The sequence below is a fragment of the Segatella paludivivens DSM 17968 = JCM 13650 genome, assembly GCF_000373185.1.
Taxonomy (GTDB): domain Bacteria; phylum Bacteroidota; class Bacteroidia; order Bacteroidales; family Bacteroidaceae; genus Prevotella; species Prevotella paludivivens.
Map to the genome: position 1 here is coordinate 1 of NZ_KB890685.1, position 23376 is coordinate 23376.

The following is a 23376-nucleotide window of genomic DNA, read 5'->3' on the forward strand; positions in this document are numbered from 1 at the left end:
ATAGTATTAATAATTAAAAAGAAATAAGATTATGAGAATTAAAACCATCATGACCGCCTGCCTTGCAGTGCCTGCATTGTCAGTGCTGTGCCTAATGTCCTCATGTTCAAGTGAGGAGCTTCCTACAACAGAGAAGCCTTCAACGGGTCCTCAGACCTTAACCCTGAACTTAAAGGCTGCCGGTACCCGTGCCGCCGTCTACACCGATCCGGGTACGACAGCAGAGAACACCATCAATATCGTGACCATCGGTATCTTTGGCAGTGATAATAATGTAAAGACAATCCAGGAGGTAACCACCAATGCCGCCAATCCTTCCATTACGACCAGTCAGCTTGTGGCAGGTGATCAGGTCCTTGTGGCTGTAAATGCCAAGGCTGGAACTTTTACAGGTGCCAAGACTGTTACTGACTTTGAGAACAAGACGCTCGCCATCGACGACGCCCTTGCAAGCAGTAATGGCTCTGCCACAACAGTTGCCAGCAGCAATCTTCCAATGTTCGGTACAGGTGTTGTTGCGGGATCATCACCGACCTTTACATCTATTGTAGACGTCTACCACATGGTATCAAAGATTACTCTTAGAACCCTGAACGTGAACTTCCTTGCTACGGGTGCCTATTCGGCTGCAAAGTTCACGCCTACTGCTGTTTTCCTGTCAAACGTTCCTGATAAACTTGATTTCTATCCAGCAAACACAATGACAAGCTACTCAACCTTTGCCACCGCCGGAACCCTTCAGCAGGGAGAAGCTGGAGTTTCTTCAAACCTCAAGTCTTATCTTGGCACAGCTTCACCCATAGGCTTCACTCCTGTGAATGCTACACTGAGCGGCGTGACTACAGGTAGCACTTATAACTGGGGAACAGTGTCACCGTCAGTGGCCAACATTCTCTACCTTTATACGATGCCTAGCAGTGCTGCTAACTCAACCCGCCTTGTCATCAGAGGTGATTTCGATCCTGACGGCACAGGTGCTAATAAAGTTCAGGTCTACTATCCTGTTAACATCAACTACAATTCAACAGGTAGCACCATTCCTGACGGCGGTACAGTTGCAAAGCAGATCTATCCAAACAAGAACTATATCATAGATGTGACAATTCAGGGCAAGGGTTCATCAAGCCCTACAGTAGCTATCGATCCTCAGACTGCAACGGCTAATATCACAGTGAAGGATTTCACATCTGCCAATCAGAGCAACGTGTTCAATTAAAACGGTAAATAAGAATTACAGTAGTAAGAACAACTGTAATAAGAACAATAGTAATAACAATAAAACTAAGGTCCAATGAAAATTAGGCAAATACTTATCACCTGCATCCTTCTGGCTATGCTTCCGCCCCTTATTAGTAGCTGCATCAACGACGACGAGAGCCTTCGCGTGCAGTACAATGTCGGCGTTCGCCTTACCACGAGGACAGGCGANGTACTGCCTGATTCTGTGGCAGGTAGCGTACATGCCTATATGTTCATCGGTGGTCGCTACTCCCATGAGGTATCCAGGGAGCCGGACGGTCGTTACTATCTCTGCTTCGACAACCGCAAGACGATGCGTCTTGTTGCAGTGGGTTTAGGCAGTGGCGACAGCGTTCAGCTCGTTCCTCCCGTTTTGGGCGATTCTCTTGGCAGCGTCTGCGCAAGGCTTCGCCGTCTCGGTGACTCCCGCTCTGCTACAAGAGCAGCTGATGCCATCACCGAGATCACTCCGATGAGCTATATCTGCTATGGCGACTTCAGCTATACGCCCGGTGATGCACTGCGTGACTCCAGCTTTGCCACCCTCACGATGACGAATAAGAATGTGCGCATCCATATCGTGATTCGTAACCTTCTCAGTCAGATGGGTGCAGGCAACTACACCGTAAAGCTTCAAGGCTTCCGCAGTGCCCTTGCCTTCGACGGCAGTATCAAGGGCGACAGCGTGGTCTATGAGCCACATGGGGGCTTCAACAGTAATGGTGTGTTCTCTACGGATATCATCAATGCCCTTCCCACGGCTAATGGAGAGAACGTGACTTTCACCCTTTACAAAAACGACAATCCGATATTCAAAAGCACCACGGACTCATCAGGAACCCCGATAACCCTTTCTCCTGAAGATGACAAGGCAATCGTTGTAGATGTTGGTAAGATGGGTGTTAATATTCATGTGATGCCTTGGAGCGATGTAAGCAATGGCACCATCTTCTACTAGATCATAAAGTGGTTTTGTAATCCAATACATACCTCACAGTTAAGCTAAGAAACATAATGAACAAATATCACACTCTATATTCCCTTTCAGTTCCAGTACTGCTACTGTCTCTGTGTCTTTTCCTTTCATCCTGTGCAGGCGAGGATATTACGTCGACTTCACAGAATAGCGGAGACAAAACGATGGTTAAGCTTAGTTTCTGCATCAGTGACGGCAACCAGACGCGTGCCATCACTTCAGTCAATGAGAATATCGTGAGCGATATCACAGTGTTGATCTTTGATTCCAATAATTCATTGATTGGTAGCCAATATCTGTCTTCTGTATCAGCGGGCACAGTTTCTGTGCCTGTAACCACACGCTCAGCTACAGGATGCACGATCTACGCCATTGCCAATACAGGTTCATCAAGCTATTTTGCGGGTGTGAATACAATCGCAAAGCTGAATACCATGTACACTACCATAGCCAGTGCCGATGCGCTGGAAAGCAATGGCAGCACAGCTGGCAGTACAGGTGCTCTGATGATAGGTAAGGCATTTGCCGATATCACAACAGGTGGAGCGAACCAGTTCTCAATTTCTTTATATCACCAATGCGGCAAGTTTACCTTCAACATCAATCCAGGCAGTGGAGTAACCGTTACGGGGTATCAGCTATGTAATGTTCCTTTGAGCAGCTATATCACTGACAGTCATGTTCCCACATTAGCCTCTACCGTAGTAGGTCCTCCTGCAGGTTCTGGTAGCTATGGAAGCTTTGCCGCTGTGAGCGGTTTAACCAATACTGCTTCTTTTTCAAAGACTTACTATATCTACGAGAATTTATGCGGAAGTAACATCAATGCTACTAGCGAAGCACTTCGTAACAGCAGCAATGCTCCTGTGTCAAGTTCAGCCAGTGCAAGTTATCTTCTGATCAATGCCAAGGGTAACGGCTGGAGTTCAACGTATAGAGTTTATCTGGGAGGAATGACTAATGCTACTACTCCAGCAACAGACCTTACCAACTTCAATGTTTATCGCAATTTGAATTACAATTGCATAATCACCCTTGGTCCAAGTGGAGGCGATGGAGATACAAGGGTAGTCTATCAAGTAATAAGCAACAGAAGTAATATGTATATGGGTGATGCAACTGTGGGTAACTATCTTTATAACGACGGGACAAATGGAACTACGTTCAAGTCTGGTCAGACGGTAGGTATCATCTATTCAAGTGAACTGACTCAGACACAGTACAATGCAGGTTGCCGTCATGGAAGGGTTATGGCGCTTAAAAATGCAAATGGTGGAAATTCTAATTACTGGAGTAGTAACTACAATTCTCCTTATATAAATCATAGCAGTACAGGTCATCCTTATACGACAGATTTCAAGACAAGTTATGGGGATGTAAGTAGTGGATATGATGCCATGAGTGCTAGCAGAAGCTATGTTGGTACCAGTAGTAATTATGCTTGGTATTACTGTAAGAACTATAATGACGGCATTCCTTCAAAGAGCTTTGTCAATGCTCCCAATAATGTCGGCGTCTGGTATCTTCCCAGTGCTGGGGACTGGTGGGATATTATGGAGAATTTAGGCACTTGGACAGCTGCACAAAAAACAACAATCATAAGTCTGCGTAGTAGTAGTCTTGCATCTGTTGGAAATCATATACTAGAAAGTCTTAATGGTACATACTTTAGTACCTTAAATTCAAAATTAAGCGCAGCAGGTGGAGATGTGATAGTTCCAAGTAGTGGTGCCTATTATTTTTGGACTTCCTCAGAGAATAGTAGTAGCAGCGCAGAGAGGCCTCACTTCACCGCAGAGATCATCTATTGGGAAGGCTATGATAAGATGATAACCAATGGCTACCTTCGTTCTGTCCTCGCTTTTTAACGATTTATCTATTTTAAATATATATTATGTGTATACCGCATCTTAAAAACCGCCTGTGGTGGTAGACCCCCTAAAAATATAAACCCTCTATGGTATTATCTCATGACTTACCGATCTAACGTGATACAATGACGTTGCTGAGCTTGACAATAGAAAAAGCTAAATGTTACCTTCGTTTCTACCGCTATACGGTAGGAGAAAATGGTGAATATCAATCTGGAACTATTGTCTCTAATCTATAGAGCAAACAGTCGTTATGAAACAAGCATGATGTTTGAACTTCTAATTAAATATAATAAGGATGCTTAATAGCATGGTATAAAAAGTATATAACTCAATTCGGATGCCTGTCAATGATGCAGCAATCGCTGCATCATGAAGAAAAAAGATTCGTGAGAACCGAAGGCGTCTAATAATTATCACTATAATTAGATAGAATACTTTATTCTATCTTTCCCCGGATTAATGACAAATTGATCTGAGGAATTCACACAAGCGTGTGTGTCTTTCGAAAGCCTTTCCCCGTGAGGGGAGGGGCCTTTTCTTTAATTAATAGGAGTCTAACTACCTATAGATGTTTTATAAAGCTTATTGTAGCTAATGGTTATAGTGACTTAATACAGAAAAGGTGTTGTTGATATCTTTTATTGATGACAACATAGTTATTTATTTAACGAAGTGTTGTAAAGAGGACTGTCTATTAAAAGATTAATTTATAGCCCACACCTCTTACATTAATAATTCTGATATTATTATCTTTAGATAACTTGTGACGAAGTTTGGTTATAAAAACCTGAAGACTACGGGTATTAAAAAAACTGTCATCCCCCCACAGCTGAAGAAGAATATCTTTAGTCTCAACAACAGTGTCTTTATTTTCCGCCAACATACGTAGGATTTCTGTTTCTCGATGAGACAATTCCTCGGAACAGTTATCATATATTAGCTTTTCTGTCTTTGTATTCAACTGATATTGTCCAATGGTTATCTCTTTATTCAGATCTGTAGAATGATTAATAGTTTGATAAAGACTTGTAAGTTTAGCAAGAGCCTTAATTCGTACTATCAGTTCCTGCATGCCAAAAGGCTTTTTTAGATAATCATTTGCCCCCAATTCAAAACCTTTAACAACATCATTTATCGCAGAGCGAGCCGTAAGGAACAAAACGGGTGTTATTTTTTCTGTTTTACGTATTCTACGTACCATTTCGAAACCATCAATCTTTGGCATCATAACATCAGCAACAACTACATCGGGTTTTGATTCCTTAAATAGTTTTAGTCCTTCTTCTCCATCTGCTGCTAATGTGATTTCAAAGCCTTGTGCATCTAGCGTATCCTTGATAATCATTGCCAAGGTCGTCTCATCTTCAACCAATAATACTCTTAAGTTATTCATAGAATCTTAGTTTAAATGTCGTAAATTTAGAAGGCTCGCTTTCAACTTCAATTGAACCATGAAATTTGTCCATGATGCCCTTTACGTAGTAGAGTCCAAGTCCATAACCCTTAACGTTTTGGATATTTCCATGAGGTACCCTATAGAATTTATCAAATATATATTTCAGATTGTTTTGTTCTATACCAATACCATGATCAGTAATGTCTATCTCTATAAAATCGTCATATTGATTAGCTGTTATCTTAATAATAGCTTCCTCTTTTGAATATTTTATTGCATTATCTAATAGATTACTAATTATATTTGAAAAATGAGACCGATCAACTTTTATGGTTAAGTCATCTTTAATATTAGTAGTTATATCTACAGGCTTATCCGCCTTCAGTTTTTGCTGTGCAACAATATAACGAACAACAGACATGATATTTACTTCCTCAATCTTTAAACTCATGGTTTTTCGTCTTTCCATACTCATTGATAGAATCTGCTCTACTAGATTGGAAAGTCGTTTTAATTGCTCTTGGGTGATAGAAAGATACTTTTTGGTTTTCTCTGTATCATTGGTGCCATTAAAGTTGAGCAGAACATCATTTGCTGCATAAGCTACAGCTATGGGAGTCTTGAGTTCATGAGTCATATTATTTGTAAAGTCGCTTTTCATCTCATCAAGAGTCTTTTGTTTCATGATCGTATGTATCAGATAATAAAAAACGAATATCAAAATAATAAGGATGATGAGTGACGTTACCAATATTCCACTCATCTGGCGTAGAGCCACAGTTGTGGTTGGTGGTAGTAATAATACATATGAATAAGTATGCTCTGGGTTTATAGATAATTTTAAAGTGTCTGTGTATTTATAGTTTGATTCGCCAAAAGAGGCAATCGTCTTTTCCTGAAACTTTTTTTCTCCATCTTTCTTATAATAGTGAATATATAATAACCGGTGTGGGCTATTAATACCAAGAGAGTCAAGTCGTCTGTTCAATAATTTATTAAAGTATCCTACATTTATATTTTTCATGAGGTCAAGCCCTGAATGGATGCCCTGTTGCATATAAACTTCAAACTGTAATATGCCCTTAGGATTACGTAACATACTGGAAAAATCAATATCAGGAATTTCTGTGCTAGTTGCATATTTGCTCTCTTCAGTATGATCTTTCAGGTGTGATTGATTTTTTACTGTTGCAGAATGATCATTAGCGTTTATTTCCACATTAATGTCCATGCGTCCATGTTTTCGTTTCTTCTCTTTGCGCAATATTGCTATACGATGGAACACTTCGTCATAATCAGATAGTCTGACGACCTCTTTGATGTCACTTTTTATCTTACTTTGCATCGTGGTATAAAGTCCCGTAAGCCAATAAGCCTGATAAGCAAATATTATTGTTAAGGCAACAATAACCAAAATTACGATATGTTTCAATGATAGTTTCATGATTGCAAAGATAAACATTTTTAGTATAGTAAGGTTAAAGTGATAAGACTAAATAACTTTTCTTTTAAGACTAGATAAGCCTAAATTCTTTGATTGCATATTTAATCACTGTAACTTTGCAGCATTAAATACAAATTTAAAAGATTATGAGAAATGCTTTATTATTAACAGTCTTATCAATGGCATTAACAGCCAATGCACAGTCTGTTGATTCGTTACGTATGGATAGTATTATGCACCAATTGCCTGACGTAGTTATTAAGGGGGAACGACCTATTGCTAAGGTTAAGGGCAGTTCTATTATATACGATTTGCCAAGGTTGATAGAAAAGAAGTCTGTTGATAATATATATGATGCTGTTAAAGAGCTTCCAGGTGTTATTGAGCAAAACGACAAAATAACACTAGGAGGGTTGCCTACAACAGTCATATTAGATGGAAAGGTTACTATGATGAATTCAACAGAATTGTATTCTCTTTTGAGGAGTCTTCCTGCGAATAGTATCGCTAAAGCCGAAGTAATGTATAATGCACCGGCAAAAATGCAGTTACGTGGCGCTGTAATCAATATTGAACTTAAGCATCATACTGATGGAAATGCTCCGCTGCAAGGAGAAGTTAATATGGCATTGAATCAAAAGCATGATGCCAGATTCGGCGAACGAGCCTCTTTGTTGTATAGCAAAGGAAAACTGTCTATTGATGGAATGTATCTGCATAGTCACGGCAGGGATTATTCATGGACAGACGAGGCCAGTCATCATAGTCTTGACAACGGTTCGGTACATGATATTATTTCAAATGAGATCTCACGAGACACAGAATATGGCGATAAGTTCCGTTTTGGGCTGGATTATCGTTTTGCAGATAATAATGTACTTAGCTTCATCTATAATGGTGCATATAATCACAAACATGGCTCTCAGGATATGTCAGGTAACATATTCGGTCAGACAGACATAATTAGTCATAACTGGCTTCACAATCTACGAATGGACTATAAAGCTCCCTTTGGTATGAAGGTTGGAGCAGAAATGACATATTATCATAATCCTGAGACTCAATTTCTAAACAGCAGTCTGCCTACAGGAAAACTTTCTTATAATGTTGATAATAATCAGAAAGTAAATAGATGGAAGTTCTTTCTTTCACAAGAACATCATTTAGGCAATGAATGGAATCTTAATTATGGCGTAGTTTATACCACTAGTATTAATAATAGTTCGCAACATTATATCGATGCCAATTCAACAACAGGTGAAGAGCCAACAAATAGCTATACTCACCAGTCAGAAAACGACGTAAATCTCTATGCAGGTTTTGATAAAAGTTTCGGAAGTAAGTTGACTACAGAGGCATCTGTTGCTGCAGAGTACTATCATTCTCCCAATTGGCATCATTGGGATTTCTTTCCTACCTTTAATATTACTTATATGCCAAAGCAGGGGCATGTGTTACAGGTTGGGCTGAGCTACGACCGTACCTATCCAGAATATTGGGCTATGACAAACTTTACAACTTTCAGCAATGGCGGATATAATGAAATTACAGGTAATCCTAATTTGAAACCTGCTGATGAGTATCAGTTTCAGACAGTATATGTCATGAAAAGTAAATATCAATTAATAGGATGGTTTAACTACACCAACAATTATTTTGTGCAGTCACCTTATCAGCGTCATGATCGATTAGCAATCAGTTATCAGTCGCAAAACTTTAATTTCCAGGAACAAGGTGGTTTACAGGCTATTGTTCCTTTTAAAGTATCACAATTGCTAGATAGTAGATTTACATTGATGGGTGTATGGCAGCGTGAGAAAGATGATCATTTTTATGATATTAGTTTTGACCGTCATATCTTTTATGTTATGGCAAATCTCAACAACAATATCACACTTTCTACAAGCCCAGATATAACTTTGTCTGTTGATGGTATGATTCGTTCTAAAGCTATTCAGGCTACTTATGATTTGCCTGCTTCTGGTGATGTAAATCTTAGTGCTAGATGGTTATTCATGAAAAAACATGCCATCGTTCGCGTGTTCTGCAATGACATTTTCCAGACTTCGGTCATCAATCCACGTATCAATTACGATCGACAAAATCTTAGCATGGATTTCTCTTGTTATCGTGAATTTGGCGTTTCTTTTACGTATAAATTTGGAGGGTATAAAGAGAAAACAAATCATACCGTTGATACATCAAGATTTAAACAGTAATAATCTAAATGAGTCACTTATTATCAAAGTAAGTGGCTCATTTTGTTAAGGATAGATATATTAAAACTAGATTAAGACTAAATTAACTTAAGTAATTTTGTTCAAAGAAACTTTTTCTTACATGAATATAATTAATGGTTATAGTCAGGCAAATTACAATATAATCTCTGAGTAAATATTTAGGTTGTTCCACATTTTATTTATATCTTTGCATATGATACAGCTGCAATAGGCATCACATTCAGATAAACTTGATTGTTCTGCTATCGTTTGCAGCATCTTTACAATAAGGAAAAAGATAACATTATGAATGTAGAAAAACAAAAAGAAATATTGCTAAAAGATGATGGGTTGTCTAACACCCTCGGTATGGAATTTATTTCTACTCCAGAGCCAGATACTTGTATGGCTAAAATGAAGGTTGATGAACGTAATCGTCAACCATTTGGCTTTCTTAGTGGAGGTGCTTCTCTAGCATTGGCAGAGAACTTGGCAGGCGTTGGTAGTTTGGCTTTATGTCCTGGAAAAATATGTGTAGGAATTAATGTAAGTGGAAATCATGTTCGTGCTGTACTTGAAGGCGATACAGTAACTGCTTATGGTAAACTGCAATTCAAGGGTAATACTTTGCATGAATGGCAAATAGACATAAAAAACAGTGATGGAAACTTGATTTCTACAGTTCATGTCACTAATTATATAATGAGATCTACTGCGCCGAAAAATAAGAATGATTAGTTTTGCAATTTATCGTTTGCCTGACACAGATACCTGTGTGAAGATTTCTTCGGATTCTATGCCGAAGCGTCTTTCTTCGTATGCTGAACTGGAAAATAAAAGTGGTTTTGTATTTGCCCCTTTCTGCCTGGATAATGATAGCTTATTGCTGATTTCTCCAGATAAAATAGAAGTAATGAAGTGCGAAGACACGCAAGGCGTTGATGAGGAAACTGAATTAGATGTGTCTTTTGATCGGGATGCGTATAGAGAAGATTTTGAGTGTTTCCATTCTAATCTGCTTGATCGTAGTTTTGATAAACTAGTCCTTTCTCGTACAATCATTGTAGATAGCAGTATTGAGAAACGGGCAATATCGCTATTTGTGAAAGCGTGCAAGATGTATCCTCACCAGTTTGTCTCTCTTGTGTCAACTCCCGAAAGTGGAACGTGGCTTATGTCTACCCCTGAAGTGTTGTTAGAGAAAGGCTCTGATACATCAAAATGGCATACTATGGCTTTGGCTGGAACAATGAAAACTCCAGGACCTTGGAGTGAGAAGAATGTAAAAGAACAGAAATATGTTTCTGACTATATAAGAACATGCCTAGATATGTTTTCATCAGATATAGAGATGTCTGACCCACATATAACAACAGCCGCAAATTTATATCACTTGCGTACAGATTTCAATTTCTCTATGCGTGATGACAAACAGGTAGGTAAACTGATAGATGAACTGCATCCAACTCCTGCTGTATGCGGTATTCCGAAGGAGGCAGCACGTTCATTCATCCTTTCAAACGAACACGGACAACGTCATTATTATAGTGGATTCTGTGGTCCGATGAATTATTTAGGAACAACACATCTTTATGTTTCATTACGCTGTATGCAGATAGAAGGAAAGCATTACAGGCTTTATGCTGGTGGAGGTTTACTTCCTGACAGTGATGAAGCACATGAATGGTTAGAGACGGAATATAAACTAAATACAATGCTTGATGTACTCAGATAAGGAAAACGTAAATATTCTCACTTCACTCCTTGTTAATCATGGTGTGAATAAAGCTATTGTCTGTCCAGGTAGCAGAAATGCTCCGATAGTACACAACCTCAATGAATGTCCGGATATACAATGTTATCCAGTCACTGATGAGCGTAGTGCTGGCTTTTATGCGTTGGGTATGGCACAGGCTACAGATAGTCCTGTCGTTGTGTGTGTGACATCAGGAACAGCATTACTTAATCTATTACCCGCAGTTGCAGAGGCGTTTTATCAACATATTCCACTAATCGTTGTTTCGGCAGATCGTCCTGCTCAATGGATTAATCAACTCGACGGACAGACAATACCGCAAAATGGGGCTTTGAGCAGCTTTGTAAAAAAGTCTATAAATATCCCTGAATTTCATGATGAAGAAGAAAGATGGTATTGTAATCGCATGATTAATGAGGCTTTGATTTCATGTTCATGTGGTGCTTGTGGTCCGGTACATATTAATGTGCCAATTACCGAACCGCTTTATGAGTTTACTAAAACAAAATTACCGGTTGAAAGAAAAATAGAATTTGTATCGGCTAGTGTTGATACAACAAAAGCAAGAGCGTTGATGCTTGATAGATTTAAGCATGCAAGCAGACCGATGATCGTTATAGGACAAACTAAAGAGAAGATTATAAATGAAAGATTATCAGCTTATTTGCAATCTAACGCTGTAGTATTAATAGAACCGCTAAGTGCTGGTGGGCAGCAGCTATATATGGATGAGATTGTGAGATGTGTTGAGAATGACGAACGCTATCTTCCTGATTTTATTTTATATATTGGTGAGTGCATCGTAAGTAAGTCTATTAAAAAGTTTTTGCGTAAGGCAGCACATACAGCCGAGGTATGGATGGCAAGTGAAGACGGCAAGATTGCTGATACATTGATGAATGCAGTTGGCGTGATAGAAGGTAATGTTTCTGAATTGCTTGATAATATAGTATTTGATAAGTCAGAGGCATATTATCATCTTTGGCATGATTCATCTTTGGCAAAGAATATTGTGGAAAGATGTCGTTCGTTCGTTCCTGAATACTCTCAAATGTATGCAGTTAAATCTTTCGAAGAAGCTATTTCACATTATGATATTATAAGGCATTATGCCAATAGTATGTCAGTACGTCTTGGGTGTATCTATTCAAAAGGTTATATGCATGTGAATCGTGGTATAAACGGTATCGAAGGTTCTCTTTCTACAGCTGCTGGATATTCTTTGGCTAGTGACAGAGATGTATATTGCGTGATTGGTGATTTAAGTTTCTTCTATGATCAGAATGCTCTATGGAATAGAAATATAGGTGGAAACTTTAAAATATTACTGCTTAATAATCGTGGTGGTGCGATATTCGGAAAGTTTGAAGGACTAAAAGATAGCAATGCACGTGACAATCTTGTAATGGCAAAGCATAATACAAGTGCAGCGGGAATATGTAGTGCAAACCATATAAATTATATTGTGGCATCAAATGCAGAGGAACTAAAGGCTGGACTTGACAAATTCATTAATATGAAGTCAGATAGTCCAACCGTATTAGAAGTTTTCACTGATGCTGAAAATGATATGAATGTGATAAAAGAATATTATACAAAGATATGACAAGAGAATGGAAAAAAATAGAAGGGTTTGATTTCAAGGAAATCCTCTTCGAGGAATATAATCATATTGCAAAGATTACGATAAACAGAGAGCGTTATCGCAATGCTTTCACACCATTGACAACATGGGAAATGAGCCTGGCATTTAATTATTGTCGTGAATGCACTGACGTTCGTGTAGTGATATTAACAGGAGCTGGTGATAAGGCATTCTGTTCAGGTGGCGATATGCACGTGAAGGGACGAGGCGGATATGTTGGTAATGATGGTGTGCCACGTCTTAACGTACTTGATGTTCAGATGCAAATACGTCGTTTGCCAAAGCCGGTTATTGCTATGGTAAACGGTTATGCGATTGGCGGAGGACATGTGCTTCATGTGATGTGCGACCTTACAATAGCCTCAGAGAATGCAATCTTCGGACAGACTGGTCCTAAAGTTGGAAGTTTCGATGCTGGTTTCGGCGCAAGTTATCTTGCACGTATGGTAGGACAGAAGAAGGCTCGTGAAATTTGGTTCTTATGTAAGCAGTATTCTGCAAAGGAGGCTGAAGAAATGGGAATGGTAAACAAAGTCGTTCCTTTTGATCAGCTAGAAGATACATGCGTGGAATGGGGCGAGATTATGATGGAGCGCAGTCCGCTTGCTTTGAGAATGATTAAAGCAGGATTGAATGCTGAACTTGACGGTCAGGCTGGTATACAAGAATTAGCAGGCGATGCAACGATGTTGTATTATACGATGGATGAGGCTCAAGAGGGAGGAAAGGCTTTCCTTGAAAAGCGCAAGCCAGACTTTGATAAATATCCTCAATTCCCTTGATTTAAAGAGTATATCGCAATAGTATTATATTGATTAGAGTCTTTTAGAATATGAAACATATTGAAATTTCAGAACGAACATTGCATTTTAAGCAACCTGCTGGTACTTCGCGTGGTGTTTATACCACGCGCAAAAGTTATTATCTTACGATAACTGATGATGACCGTCCAGGCATAAAGGGTGTAGGAGAATGTGCAACTTTGCCGGACCTTTCATGCGATGCCGTTCCTGAATATTTCAAGATTCTAAGTGATGTATGTCGGATGGTAGAACAGACCGGCAATATACCTTATGATATACTTCGTCCTTATCCTTCGATATTGTTTGGACTAGAAACAGCTTTTGCACAGTTGGAAGCAAACGGTTCTACACGACTTTATAACACCCCTTTCGGACGTGGAGAGGAAGGAATAACTATTAACGGACTTGTCTGGATGGGAACATTTGAGGAAATGTATTCACGTTTGGAAACAAAGTTAAAGGCTGGATTTCATTGCGTTAAATTAAAAATTGGTGCAATCAATTTTGATAAGGAACTTGATTTGATAAAGCATATTCGCGAGGCCTTTGACAAGAATACGATAGAGTTGAGAGTTGATGCAAATGGTGGATTCTCTCCTGATAACGCTATGGAACGTCTTGAGGCGTTAGCAAAATATGATATTCATTCTATAGAACAACCGATTAAGCAACATCAGTGGAGTGAAATGGCACGTTTGTGTAAAGAAACTCCATTACCAATAGCTTTGGATGAAGAACTTATTGGTGTGAATGTGAAGAGTATGAAAGAATATCTTTTAGATTCTATACGTCCACAGTATATAATTCTCAAGCCAAGTCTACATGGTGGTATGTATGGTTGTGACGAATGGATTCAACTGGCTAAAGAACGAGGTATCGGCAGTTGGATAACAAGTGCTTTGGAAAGTAATGTAGGACTGAATGCGATAGCTCATTATTGTGCGAAGACTTACGGTCCTTCTGTTTCTATGCCACAGGGACTTGGTACAGGACAACTGTTTACGGATAACATAGATATGCCATTGGTGATAGATGGAGATAAAATTTGGTACAGAGAATGACGCTGGATGAATTTTTGACCGAATGGAACAATGATTCTGATACAATTCTTGTTCATACTAGTGGCTCTACAGGAAAGCCCAAACCAATGTATGTGGATAAGAAACGTATGTTGAACTCGGCAAGAATCACATGTGACTTTCTTGGTTTACGCTCTGGTGACATGGCTTTTTTGTGTATGTCTTTAGATTATATCGCCGGAAAGATGTTGGTTGTGCGTAGCATTGAGCGCAAACTTAATCTAGTGAGTGTAACTCCAAGCGGTCATCCGTTGAAGGATATATCTTTGTCTTTTGATAAACCTTCTTTAGCTGCAATGGTTCCTTTGCAAGTCTATAATTCATTGAATGTTGCTGCTGAAGCAGAGAAATTACGTAGTTTCACTCATCTTATCATTGGTGGGGGAGCTATAGATGATGAACTGGCAGAGGCATTACGCAGTTTCCCAAATAATGTTTGGAGTACTTATGGTATGACGGAAACGCTTTCGCATATAGCTCTTCGTAGGTTGAATGGTGATCATGCTTCAGAATGGTATACTCCTTTTGATCGTGTGAAAGTTTCGCAAAACGAAGTTGGATGTTTGGTTATCGATGCCCCTTTGGTGCATGATGGCAAACTTGTAACCAATGACATTGTGGAAATTAAAAATGGACAATTCAGAATATTGGGCAGGAAAGATAATGTGATATGTAGTGGTGGAATAAAAATTCAGATGGAAGAAGTTGAGCGGGCTCTTAGACCTTATATAGAGTCGCCTTTTATGATAACAAAACGTAGTGATAAGAAATTCGGCGAGATTGTGGTCCTCATTACAGAAAACAACAATATCGCCGAAGTAAAAGCTATATGTAAGCGAGTATTACCTAAATATTGGTGTCCTCACGATTATCTTCATGTCGAGAGTATTCCTCTCACTGAAACTGGTAAACCAGCACGTGCTGAAGCATTATCCCTCGCGGAAGAAGTCTAAAGTGTCTTTTATTTCCTCGATAGTAGCAGTTTGGTTTATCTTTATCTTACCTACATTTTCAAGTAGTGTGAAATTGATTATTCCAGCTTTGTTTTTCTTATCGTGAGTCATCAGCTCTATAAGTTCGTCATAATCATCACACGTTATTCCTAATGTGCCATAGTTCTCACGTATAAAATTAACTGTCTGTCGCATCTTGTCGGTAGGGAATCCTGCCTTTACGCTACTCATAAACAATTCGCATATAAGTCCGTATGCAACCGCATAACCATGAAGTATAGGTTTACGCTTTAGTGACCAGCTTTCAAAAGCATGTCCGAAAGTGTGCCCTAAATTCAAAGCTTTTCTTATGCCATTTTCATAAGGATCTTTTTTAACTATATTCTTTTTCACCTCTACTGAGTCGGCAACCATATCCTGTAAAACTGAAAAATCAGGATTGCTGATTTCAAAATTAACCAACTGTGCCCACATCTTATCGTTTGATATAAGACCGTGTTTAAGCATTTCGGCATATCCTGAAAGAATATTCTCACAGTCAAGAGTCTTTAGAAACTCTGTGTCGAGGATAACAAACTTACTATCGTTGAATACTCCAACCTCATTTTTTAATCCATTAAAGTTAATGCCAGTCTTTCCACCTACAGAAGCATCAACCATAGCGAGAAGGGTAGTAGGGATATTAATGAAATCTATACCTCTTTTAAATGTAGAGGCTGCAAAACCGCCAAGGTCTGTAACCATGCCACCACCTAGATTAATCATACATGAATGTCTAGTTGCACCTCCTTCGCCCAGTTCATGCCATACTTGGGCGAGAGAATCAATGTCCTTATGTGAGTCAGTAGCCTTTATCGTGATGACTTTGGCATTCTTCATTCTTATAAGTTTGCCAATGGTGGGCCAGCATTTTTCATGCGTAGTTTCATCAGTAAGTACAAAAAGTTTATCATGCTCACATTCAGAAATAGCCTTAGCTAGTTCCTCTCCAATATTTTTGGATATTATTATTCTCTGTTCCATATAAACGTTATAACGTAAGTTTCCTATGCAAAAATATATCATTTTGGTTTAATATCAAAATTTTAACTCATATTTTGACATTTTTGATTAAACTTGTTACAAAAAATGGAGTCTAACCTTCATAAATAAATTATTCATTAGATGAAAAAATCTTTAATACTATTTCTTATGGCGTTTTTTGCTGTTGCCTCGTATGCGCAAAATCGTCTCATCACCGGAAGTTTATCCGATCGTGATACCAAAGATCCACTAACGCAGACAACAGTGCAATTGCTACGTGCGAAAGATAGTACTTTTGTTGCCGGTACAATTTCTAATAACGAAGGCAAATTCTCTGTTAAAGCAAATGATGACGGACGTTATATAGTCCGTATAACTAGTATTGGTTATAAGACGGTTGTAAAGCGTTTAAATATAACGAACTCAGGTAATGTTGATCTTGGTAAAATTATTCTTGGATCAGATGCTGTTATGTTGAAAGGAGCGACTGTAGTTGGACAAGCCGCAAAGGTGACGTTGAAGGAAGATACATTTGTTTATAATTCCTCTGCATATCGTACTCCTGAAGGTTCTACTATTGAAGAGTTGGTGAAACGACTTCCTGGAGCACAGATTGCAGACGACGGTACAATTACTATTAATGGTAAGCAAGTCAAGAAAATTCTTGTTGAAGGAAAAGAGTTTATGACCGGTGACACCAAAACCGCGTTGAAGAATATTCCTACATCAGTGATTAATAAGATTAAGGCTTATGACCAGAAAAGTGACTTAGCAAAGGTTACTGGTATTGATGACGGTGAAGAGCAAACGGTATTAGACTTTGGCATGAAGCCTGGAATGAATAAAGGTATGTTTAGTAACATAGATCTTTCAGCAGGTACTAAAGATCGTTATTCTGACAGGGCTATGGGAGCTTATTTTAATGATAAAAATAGGTTGATGGTTTTTGCCAATGCTAATAACACCAATGATAAAGGATTCCCTGGTGGTGGTGGCTATGGTAGCTTCGGTGTTGGACAGCAAGGACTGAATGCATCTAAAATGCTAGGCTTGAATTATAATTTTGAACAGAAAGATAAACTCCAAATTGATGCTTCTGTACGTTGGCAACATGCTGATGGTGATGTAAACACGACGAGTTCTGTTGAAAATTTCGTAAGTACTAAGGGCGCTTTTTCAAATAGTATTAATCAGAGTTTTAGTAGAAGTGACAGTTGGGATGCAAGAATGAGATTGGAATGGAATCCTGATTCTATGACAGATATCATGTTCCGTCCTGCATTCACATATTCTAATAATGATGGTGTAAGCAAGAGTACGTCTGGTTCTTATAATGCAGATCCTTATTCGTATGTTTTAGATCCTTTATCAAAGGAATCAATAAATAAACTTGCTTCGGATAATCTGATGGTTAATACTCGTGATAACAGCGGTATTAGCAATGGCAACAATAAGAATGTTAGCGCTATGTTGCAATATAATAGAAAATTTGGAACTAAAGGGCGCAACTTAACATTGAAGGGGGATGTAAGTTATGGTAAGAGTGACAGCAAGAGTTTGTCATTAAGCAATGTGCATCTATATCAAATCATGAACTCAAGTAATGCGGATTCAACCTATCAGACGAATAGATGGAATGTTACTCCTACAACAAACTCTGGGTATGATTTACAGTTCACATATAGCGAACCAATCATGAGGGCTACCTACCTTCAGTTTAGTTATAAATTCGAATATAAATACAGCAAGAGCGATCGCTCAACTTACGATTTCAGTAATCTTGGCGAAGACTATTTTGCAGGACTACCTTTGCTGTATGGCGGTTGGAACCCTTATCTTTCGAGATTAGCAAATCCTGTTGAATCATATCTTGATGCAAATCTTAGCCGTTATTCTGCCTATAAGAATTATATTCATGATATAGAATTGATGTTGAGAATAATCCGTACTAAATATACGTTTAACATGGGTGTTATGGTTGAACCTCAGAAGTCAAGTTATATGCAGGATTATCAAGGTGTGCATGTTGACACAACCCGTAATGTTACTAACGTAACTCCAACATTGGATTTCCGTTATCGTTTCAGTAAGGTTAGCAATCTTCGTGTTGACTACCGTGGAACAACATCACAACCTAGTATGACCCAATTACTTGATATAACTGATGATAGTGATCCATTGAACATTTCAAAGGGTAACCCAGGCTTGAAGCCATCGTTTACAAATAATTTACGAATATTCTATAATAATTATATTGAGAAGAAACAGCGTGCAATAATGACATTCATAAATTATACTAATACCAGCAATGATATAAGTAGTATGGTTACCTATAATGAGGCTACTGGTGGGCGCATTACTCGTCCTGAAAACATTAACGGTAACTGGAATGTAAGAGGTGCATTTATGTTTAATACAGCTATTGACTCAGCTGGCGTTTTCAATGTGAACACATTCACAAATGTGAACTATAATAATTATGTTGCGTTTAACTTCTTGAATAATGAATCAACAAAGACAACTACTCGTTCTTCATCTCTAGGTGAAAGAATCGAGACAAGTTATCGTAATAGTTGGTTGGAATTTGCTGTTGACGGATCGTTGAATTATACTCATAGCCGTAATGGACTATCAACAAGTAATAATCTCGATACATGGCAGTTTGCTTATGGTAGTTCTATCAATATAACTTTACCTTGGGGTACAAGTTTGGCTACTGACCTTCATAATAATAGTCGTAGGGGATATAATGATAAAGCTATGAATACGAATGAACTTGTATGGAATGCTCAGTTATCACAAAGCTTCCTTAAAGGTAGTCCACTTACAGTGAGCTTGCAATTTTATGATATTCTACACAATCAGAGTAATTTCAGTCGTACTATAAGTGCTATACAGCGTAGTGATACACAATATAATAGCATAAACAGTTATGCAATGTTGCATGTTATCTATCGTCTTAACATCTTTGGTGGAAAAGATGCACGTATGAATATGCATGGTCCTGACGGTGATGGTCCTGGAAGAGGTGAACGTCGTGGTGGCATGCCACGTGGCGGTATGGGAGGCGGAGGACACCGTGGAGGTTTCGGCGGTGGACGTCCTTTCTAATGAAATGATTTAATCATATATTTATAAATGAGCCCCGAAAGTTATAGCAACTTTCGGGGCTCACTTTTTTATATAGATATTAGAAGATACCCAATCTCCCAAATATGATTAATGTTCCTAAACCAAGAACCAAGGTGACGATACCTACTGATAGTCCAACTTTTACCATATCGTTTTGCTTAATCAAACCTGTGGAGAATGCAATAGCGTTTGGAGGTGTACTTATTGGTAAACACATCGCAGCGCTTGCTGCAATAGCGATACCTACAAGAACGGTTACTGTTCCGCCGATAGATCCAAGACTGTTACCCATTCCTTTACAAACGACCGCCAAGATAGGGAGCAAAAGTGCAGCAGTTGCCGTGTTGCTGATGAAGTTGCTCAGACCATAGCATATCAGACAAGCTGTGATGAGGATAACAAACGGATTCCATTGACCGAAAGGAATACTGTTTATTGCATTCTCTGCAAGTCCTGTTCCATTCATAGCCATACCTAAGGCGAAACCTCCTGCAACCATCCATATTACCGACCAGTCTATATCTTGTAAGTCTTTTGCTGTGATAACACCTGTCAGAGCAAATACAGCTATAGGTAACATTGAGGCGGTATTTGCGTTTATTCCGAAAAGTTCTTTGCCAAAAATCCACAGAAATAATGTTGACATGATTGTAATCGCCACAACTACAGTGCGCCAGTTGTGTGATACTTCACCGTTTATTTTAAGTTCAATAGTCCTCTGTGTGAAAGGGAAAAAATAAAGAATCAATCTCCATGCAATTATGATAAGTATAATTACTAATGGAATCATTACAATCATCCATTGAGTGAATGTAATACCAAGGTTTATACCAGTAGGGTCATTTAGATATTTTAGTGCGAATAAATTAGGAGGGGTTCCGATCGGGGTTCCCATACCACCAAGGTTAGCACCTATAGGAATAGCCATGGTCAACGCCATACGCCCTTTACCGTTTTCGGGTAAAGCCTTAAATACAGGAGTAAGGAATGTAAGCATCATCGCTGCTGTAGCCGTGTTTGAAATAAACATAGAGAAGATGCCCGTTATGAGCAGAAAACCTAATAAAACGTTTTCGCTTTTTTTACCGAACGGCTTCATAAGAGTTCTTGCCATCAGTACGTCAAGTCCACTTTTAGTAGCGGCAATAGCTATGATAAATCCACCAAGAAACAGGATTATTGTTGGGTCAGCAAAACATGCCATGACACCAACATGATCAAGAAGTTTGCCATATTGCCCTTCTGTTCCCTGAAGAAAAGAGAACGAGGAGTCGCTGACACAGAACAGTAGTACGAAGATTATTGTAACGGATGTTGCCCAAGCCGGTATGGCTTCGGTAATCCATAAAAGCACAGCCATTAAAAATATGGCGATGACACGCTGTTGCACGATAGTCAAACCATCAATGCCGAACATGTAAATAGGGAGATTCCAAACTATTAATGTAATAAGCATAGTAATAGCAAACATCAGGAATTTCTTTTTGTTAAAATCTCCCGATAAAACTTTTTTTAATGAATCTTGCATAATATATGTTTTTATGGTTAAAGCGATGTTAGACATTGGCAAATATACAATTTAAATATATTGGCATCAAGTGAAATAACTGTTTTTTTAATTAAAAAGTTTCTTTTGCTTGCATATCTCATCGTTTTATAGTAAATTCGCCAACGCAAATGGTTCAAAAGAATGATTAAAAGGGAATAAGGTGAAAATCCTTAACAGTCCCGCTGCTGTAAGCGACGTTGATGAATAAGCTTATGCCACTGGTTTCATACCGGGAAGGTGCTTGTTTTAAGTCGTGTAGTCAGAAGACCTGCCTTTGTAATTTAATATTTTCCAATTCTCGAGGAAGAATGAGAAAGATCTTATTGTGTATTATATTATGTTTGACTTATGACAGTTCTGTCATGGCTCAAAGTGACTCTATATTACTTGATGATGTAGAGGTTATAGCTAGTGCCCATAAAAGTAGTGTGCTTTCAACGGCTCCTGTGCAATACCTTGGAAGCAATGACTTATTGAAGTTCGGTGTTACAGATATTTCAGATGCTCTTCATCGTCTTGCTGGTATTAATATTCTTGATTATGGAGGTACGGGAGGGATGAAAACTGTTTCTGTGAGGGGATTGGGAAGTCAGCATACCGGTGTTTCTTATGACGGTATTACATTGAGTGAATGTCAGAATGGTGAAATAGATTTATCCCGTTACACATTGAATAATGTAGGGGGCGTGAGTCTTGCAATCGGTGACAATGATGATATCTTTATTCCTGCTCGTCAAGCTGCTTATCCGGCAGTTCTTTCTATAGAAACTCTTAAAACGTTACCGTTGGATTATCGTGCTCACTTGCTTACTGAAATAAAAACAGGTTCGTTTGGATTGTTTAATCCTTTTGTGAAATATACTCAAAGATATAGTAATTCTTTCGTCGCGAGTGTTTCTTCTGAATATACTCATGCAGATAATAACTTCCCCTTTACGCTTAAAAATATAAGTCTGATTACTCACGAGAAACGTACCCATAACAAGATGGATAGTTATCATGGAGAGGTAGACTTGAGGTGGAGTATCAATAGATTGTCTAACCTATGGACAAAAGTATATTATTACGATAACAACAGACTATTGCCGGGACAGGTAGTTTATTATACGAATATCAGTGGTCAGAGCTTGCATGATAAAAATGCTTTTTTGCAGACACTGTTCACAACACGAAGTAATAATGGAAACCTTAGTTTAAAGGTAAATGCTAAAGTTAACTGGGCTGCTTCTATCTATAAAGATGCTGTTTACCCCGGTGGAATTAAGGATGCAAGCTATTGGCAACGTGAATATTATACCAGTGCTAGTCTATTGTATACACCAGTGGAGCATATAGCTTTTGACTATTCTTTGGATTACGCATATAATAATCTTAATAGCAGTCTTGCTACAGATACACGACCATATCGTAATACAATCTTGCAGAGTCTCACTGCAAAATATTCAGTGAACAGATTTACTGCTGTTGCACGTATTCTTCATTCAGTCTACCTCAATGGTGAAAAGGATGGTGAGGGTAGTAAGGATATGAGAAGATTGTCACCGAGTTTCTCACTTGCATATAAATTACTTGAAAATCAAGATTTGTTTGTAAGAGCTTCTTACAAGAGCATTTTCAGAGCTCCAACGTTTACGGAGAGTTACTATTACTTATATGGAAGTAGAGATCTCAAACCTGAAATAACAACTCAATTTAATGTGGGTATTACGTGGAAACAAAATCTATCAAATAGAATGGACTTTGCTGCAACACTTGATGCATATATTAATAATGTGAAGGATAAAATTGTAGCCGTACCTTATAATATGTTTGTATGGACTCATATTAACGTAGGGAAGGTTCTTGTACATGGAATTGATGCATCTCTTATAGCTTCCTATCATTTTGATTCGCAACAGACTCTTTCGTTGTCTGGAAATTATACGTATAACAAATGCGAAAACCGAACAATGAAGACTTCTGAATATTATCGTAATCAGTTAGCTTATATGCCTGTTCATTCAGGAAGTGCATCGTTGAGTTATGAGAATCCTTGGGTTAACATGAGCATTCATGGAACAGGAATGAGCATGCGTTGGGCAAATAATGAACATTATGAAGGATGTAATATTCCTGGATATCTGGAGGCAGGAATTTCTATATACAAAACAATTGATATAGGAGGAAAACTTACTTTGCGTGGTGATATTCTGAATATATTTAATAAACAATATAACATCATTTATATGTATCCAATGCCTGGAAGAAGTTTCACAATGTCGGCTACATATAGTTTTTAAGTATAATAA

At 38.4% G+C, this 23376-nt stretch carries 16 protein-coding genes and 1 riboswitch; of the genes, 12 read left to right on the top strand and 4 right to left on the bottom strand.

Annotated elements, in window-relative coordinates; all coding sequences use genetic code 11:
- Positions 1 to 31 precede the first annotated feature (31 nt).
- From B045_RS0112880 to B045_RS0112895, 3 genes are all read left to right on the top strand, one after another.
- Positions 32 to 1216 carry a fimbrial protein gene (locus B045_RS0112880; protein WP_240470576.1) on the top strand — a complete coding sequence of 395 codons (1185 nt, stop codon included), beginning with the start codon at positions 32 to 34 and terminating at the stop codon, positions 1214 to 1216.
- Between the two features lie 252 nt (positions 1217 to 1468).
- Positions 1469 to 2197: a FimB/Mfa2 family fimbrial subunit gene (locus B045_RS15890; protein ID WP_373277745.1), complete on the top strand. Its 729-nt coding sequence runs from the start codon at positions 1469 to 1471 to the stop codon at positions 2195 to 2197.
- Between the two features lie 56 nt (positions 2198 to 2253).
- The gene (locus tag B045_RS0112895; protein ID WP_238312072.1) at positions 2254 to 4083 is read left to right on the top strand and encodes a DUF4906 domain-containing protein; all 1830 of its coding nucleotides are present in this window, start codon (positions 2254 to 2256) and stop codon (positions 4081 to 4083) included.
- Between the two features lie 700 nt (positions 4084 to 4783).
- Here B045_RS0112895 and B045_RS0112900 read toward each other — a convergent pair.
- On the bottom strand, positions 4784 to 5482 hold the full coding sequence (locus B045_RS0112900; RefSeq protein ID WP_018464681.1) for a response regulator transcription factor: 699 nt from the start codon (positions 5480 to 5482) through the stop codon (positions 4784 to 4786).
- Positions 5475 to 6929 (bottom strand): sensor histidine kinase, encoded by a 1455-nt coding sequence (locus tag B045_RS0112905; RefSeq protein WP_018464682.1) that lies wholly within the window; start codon positions 6927 to 6929, stop codon positions 5475 to 5477. The genes B045_RS0112900 and B045_RS0112905 overlap by 8 nt, the downstream gene beginning before the upstream one ends.
- A gap of 146 nt (positions 6930 to 7075) precedes the next feature.
- Here B045_RS0112905 and B045_RS0112910 point away from each other — a divergent pair, with 146 nt between their 5' ends.
- The 7 genes from B045_RS0112910 to B045_RS0112940 all read left to right on the top strand — a co-directional run bounded on the left by B045_RS0112910 (position 7076) and on the right by B045_RS0112940 (position 15384).
- Complete coding sequence (locus B045_RS0112910) at positions 7076 to 9148, top strand: outer membrane beta-barrel protein (protein ID WP_018464683.1); 2073 nt, start codon at positions 7076 to 7078, stop codon at positions 9146 to 9148.
- Between the two features lie 306 nt (positions 9149 to 9454).
- Complete coding sequence (locus tag B045_RS0112915) at positions 9455 to 9886, top strand: PaaI family thioesterase (RefSeq protein ID WP_018464684.1); 432 nt, start codon at positions 9455 to 9457, stop codon at positions 9884 to 9886.
- Positions 9879 to 10883 (top strand): chorismate-binding protein, encoded by a 1005-nt coding sequence (locus B045_RS0112920; RefSeq protein WP_018464685.1) that lies wholly within the window; start codon positions 9879 to 9881, stop codon positions 10881 to 10883. The genes B045_RS0112915 and B045_RS0112920 overlap by 8 nt, the downstream gene beginning before the upstream one ends.
- Positions 10870 to 12510 carry a 2-succinyl-5-enolpyruvyl-6-hydroxy-3-cyclohexene-1-carboxylic-acid synthase gene (gene menD / locus B045_RS0112925; RefSeq protein ID WP_018464686.1) on the top strand — a complete coding sequence of 547 codons (1641 nt, stop codon included), beginning with the start codon at positions 10870 to 10872 and terminating at the stop codon, positions 12508 to 12510. The genes B045_RS0112920 and menD overlap by 14 nt, the downstream gene beginning before the upstream one ends.
- Positions 12507 to 13331: a 1,4-dihydroxy-2-naphthoyl-CoA synthase gene (gene menB / locus B045_RS0112930; protein WP_018464687.1), complete on the top strand. Its 825-nt coding sequence runs from the start codon at positions 12507 to 12509 to the stop codon at positions 13329 to 13331. Before menD ends, menB begins: the two co-directional genes overlap by 4 nt.
- A 50-nt stretch (positions 13332 to 13381) precedes the next feature.
- Positions 13382 to 14413 (top strand): o-succinylbenzoate synthase, encoded by a 1032-nt coding sequence (locus B045_RS0112935; protein ID WP_018464688.1) that lies wholly within the window; start codon positions 13382 to 13384, stop codon positions 14411 to 14413.
- Positions 14410 to 15384, top strand: a complete 975-nt coding sequence (locus tag B045_RS0112940; protein ID WP_018464689.1) for an AMP-binding protein — start codon at positions 14410 to 14412, stop codon at positions 15382 to 15384. The genes B045_RS0112935 and B045_RS0112940 overlap by 4 nt, the downstream gene beginning before the upstream one ends.
- Here the strand turns inward: B045_RS0112940 and aroB are convergent.
- Positions 15361 to 16407 carry a 3-dehydroquinate synthase gene (gene aroB / locus B045_RS0112945; protein ID WP_018464690.1) on the bottom strand — a complete coding sequence of 349 codons (1047 nt, stop codon included), beginning with the start codon at positions 16405 to 16407 and terminating at the stop codon, positions 15361 to 15363. The two genes, B045_RS0112940 and aroB, sit on opposite strands and share 24 nt — an antisense overlap.
- A 141-nt stretch (positions 16408 to 16548) precedes the next feature.
- Here aroB and B045_RS0112950 point away from each other — a divergent pair, with 141 nt between their 5' ends.
- Positions 16549 to 19518: an outer membrane beta-barrel protein gene (locus B045_RS0112950; protein ID WP_025883518.1), complete on the top strand. Its 2970-nt coding sequence runs from the start codon at positions 16549 to 16551 to the stop codon at positions 19516 to 19518.
- Between the two features lie 79 nt (positions 19519 to 19597).
- On the opposite strand, the gene B045_RS0112955 is transcribed toward B045_RS0112950, so the two are convergent.
- The gene (locus tag B045_RS0112955; protein ID WP_025883520.1) at positions 19598 to 21067 is read right to left on the bottom strand and encodes an SLC13 family permease; all 1470 of its coding nucleotides are present in this window, start codon (positions 21065 to 21067) and stop codon (positions 19598 to 19600) included.
- Positions 21068 to 21200: 133 nt separating this feature from the next.
- Positions 21201 to 21378: riboswitch (cobalamin riboswitch) on the top strand.
- An 18-nt stretch (positions 21379 to 21396) separates the two neighbouring features.
- Here B045_RS0112955 and B045_RS0112960 point away from each other — a divergent pair.
- Complete coding sequence (locus B045_RS0112960) at positions 21397 to 23367, top strand: TonB-dependent receptor plug domain-containing protein (protein ID WP_018464693.1); 1971 nt, start codon at positions 21397 to 21399, stop codon at positions 23365 to 23367.
- Positions 23368 to 23376: the final 9 nt, after the last annotated feature.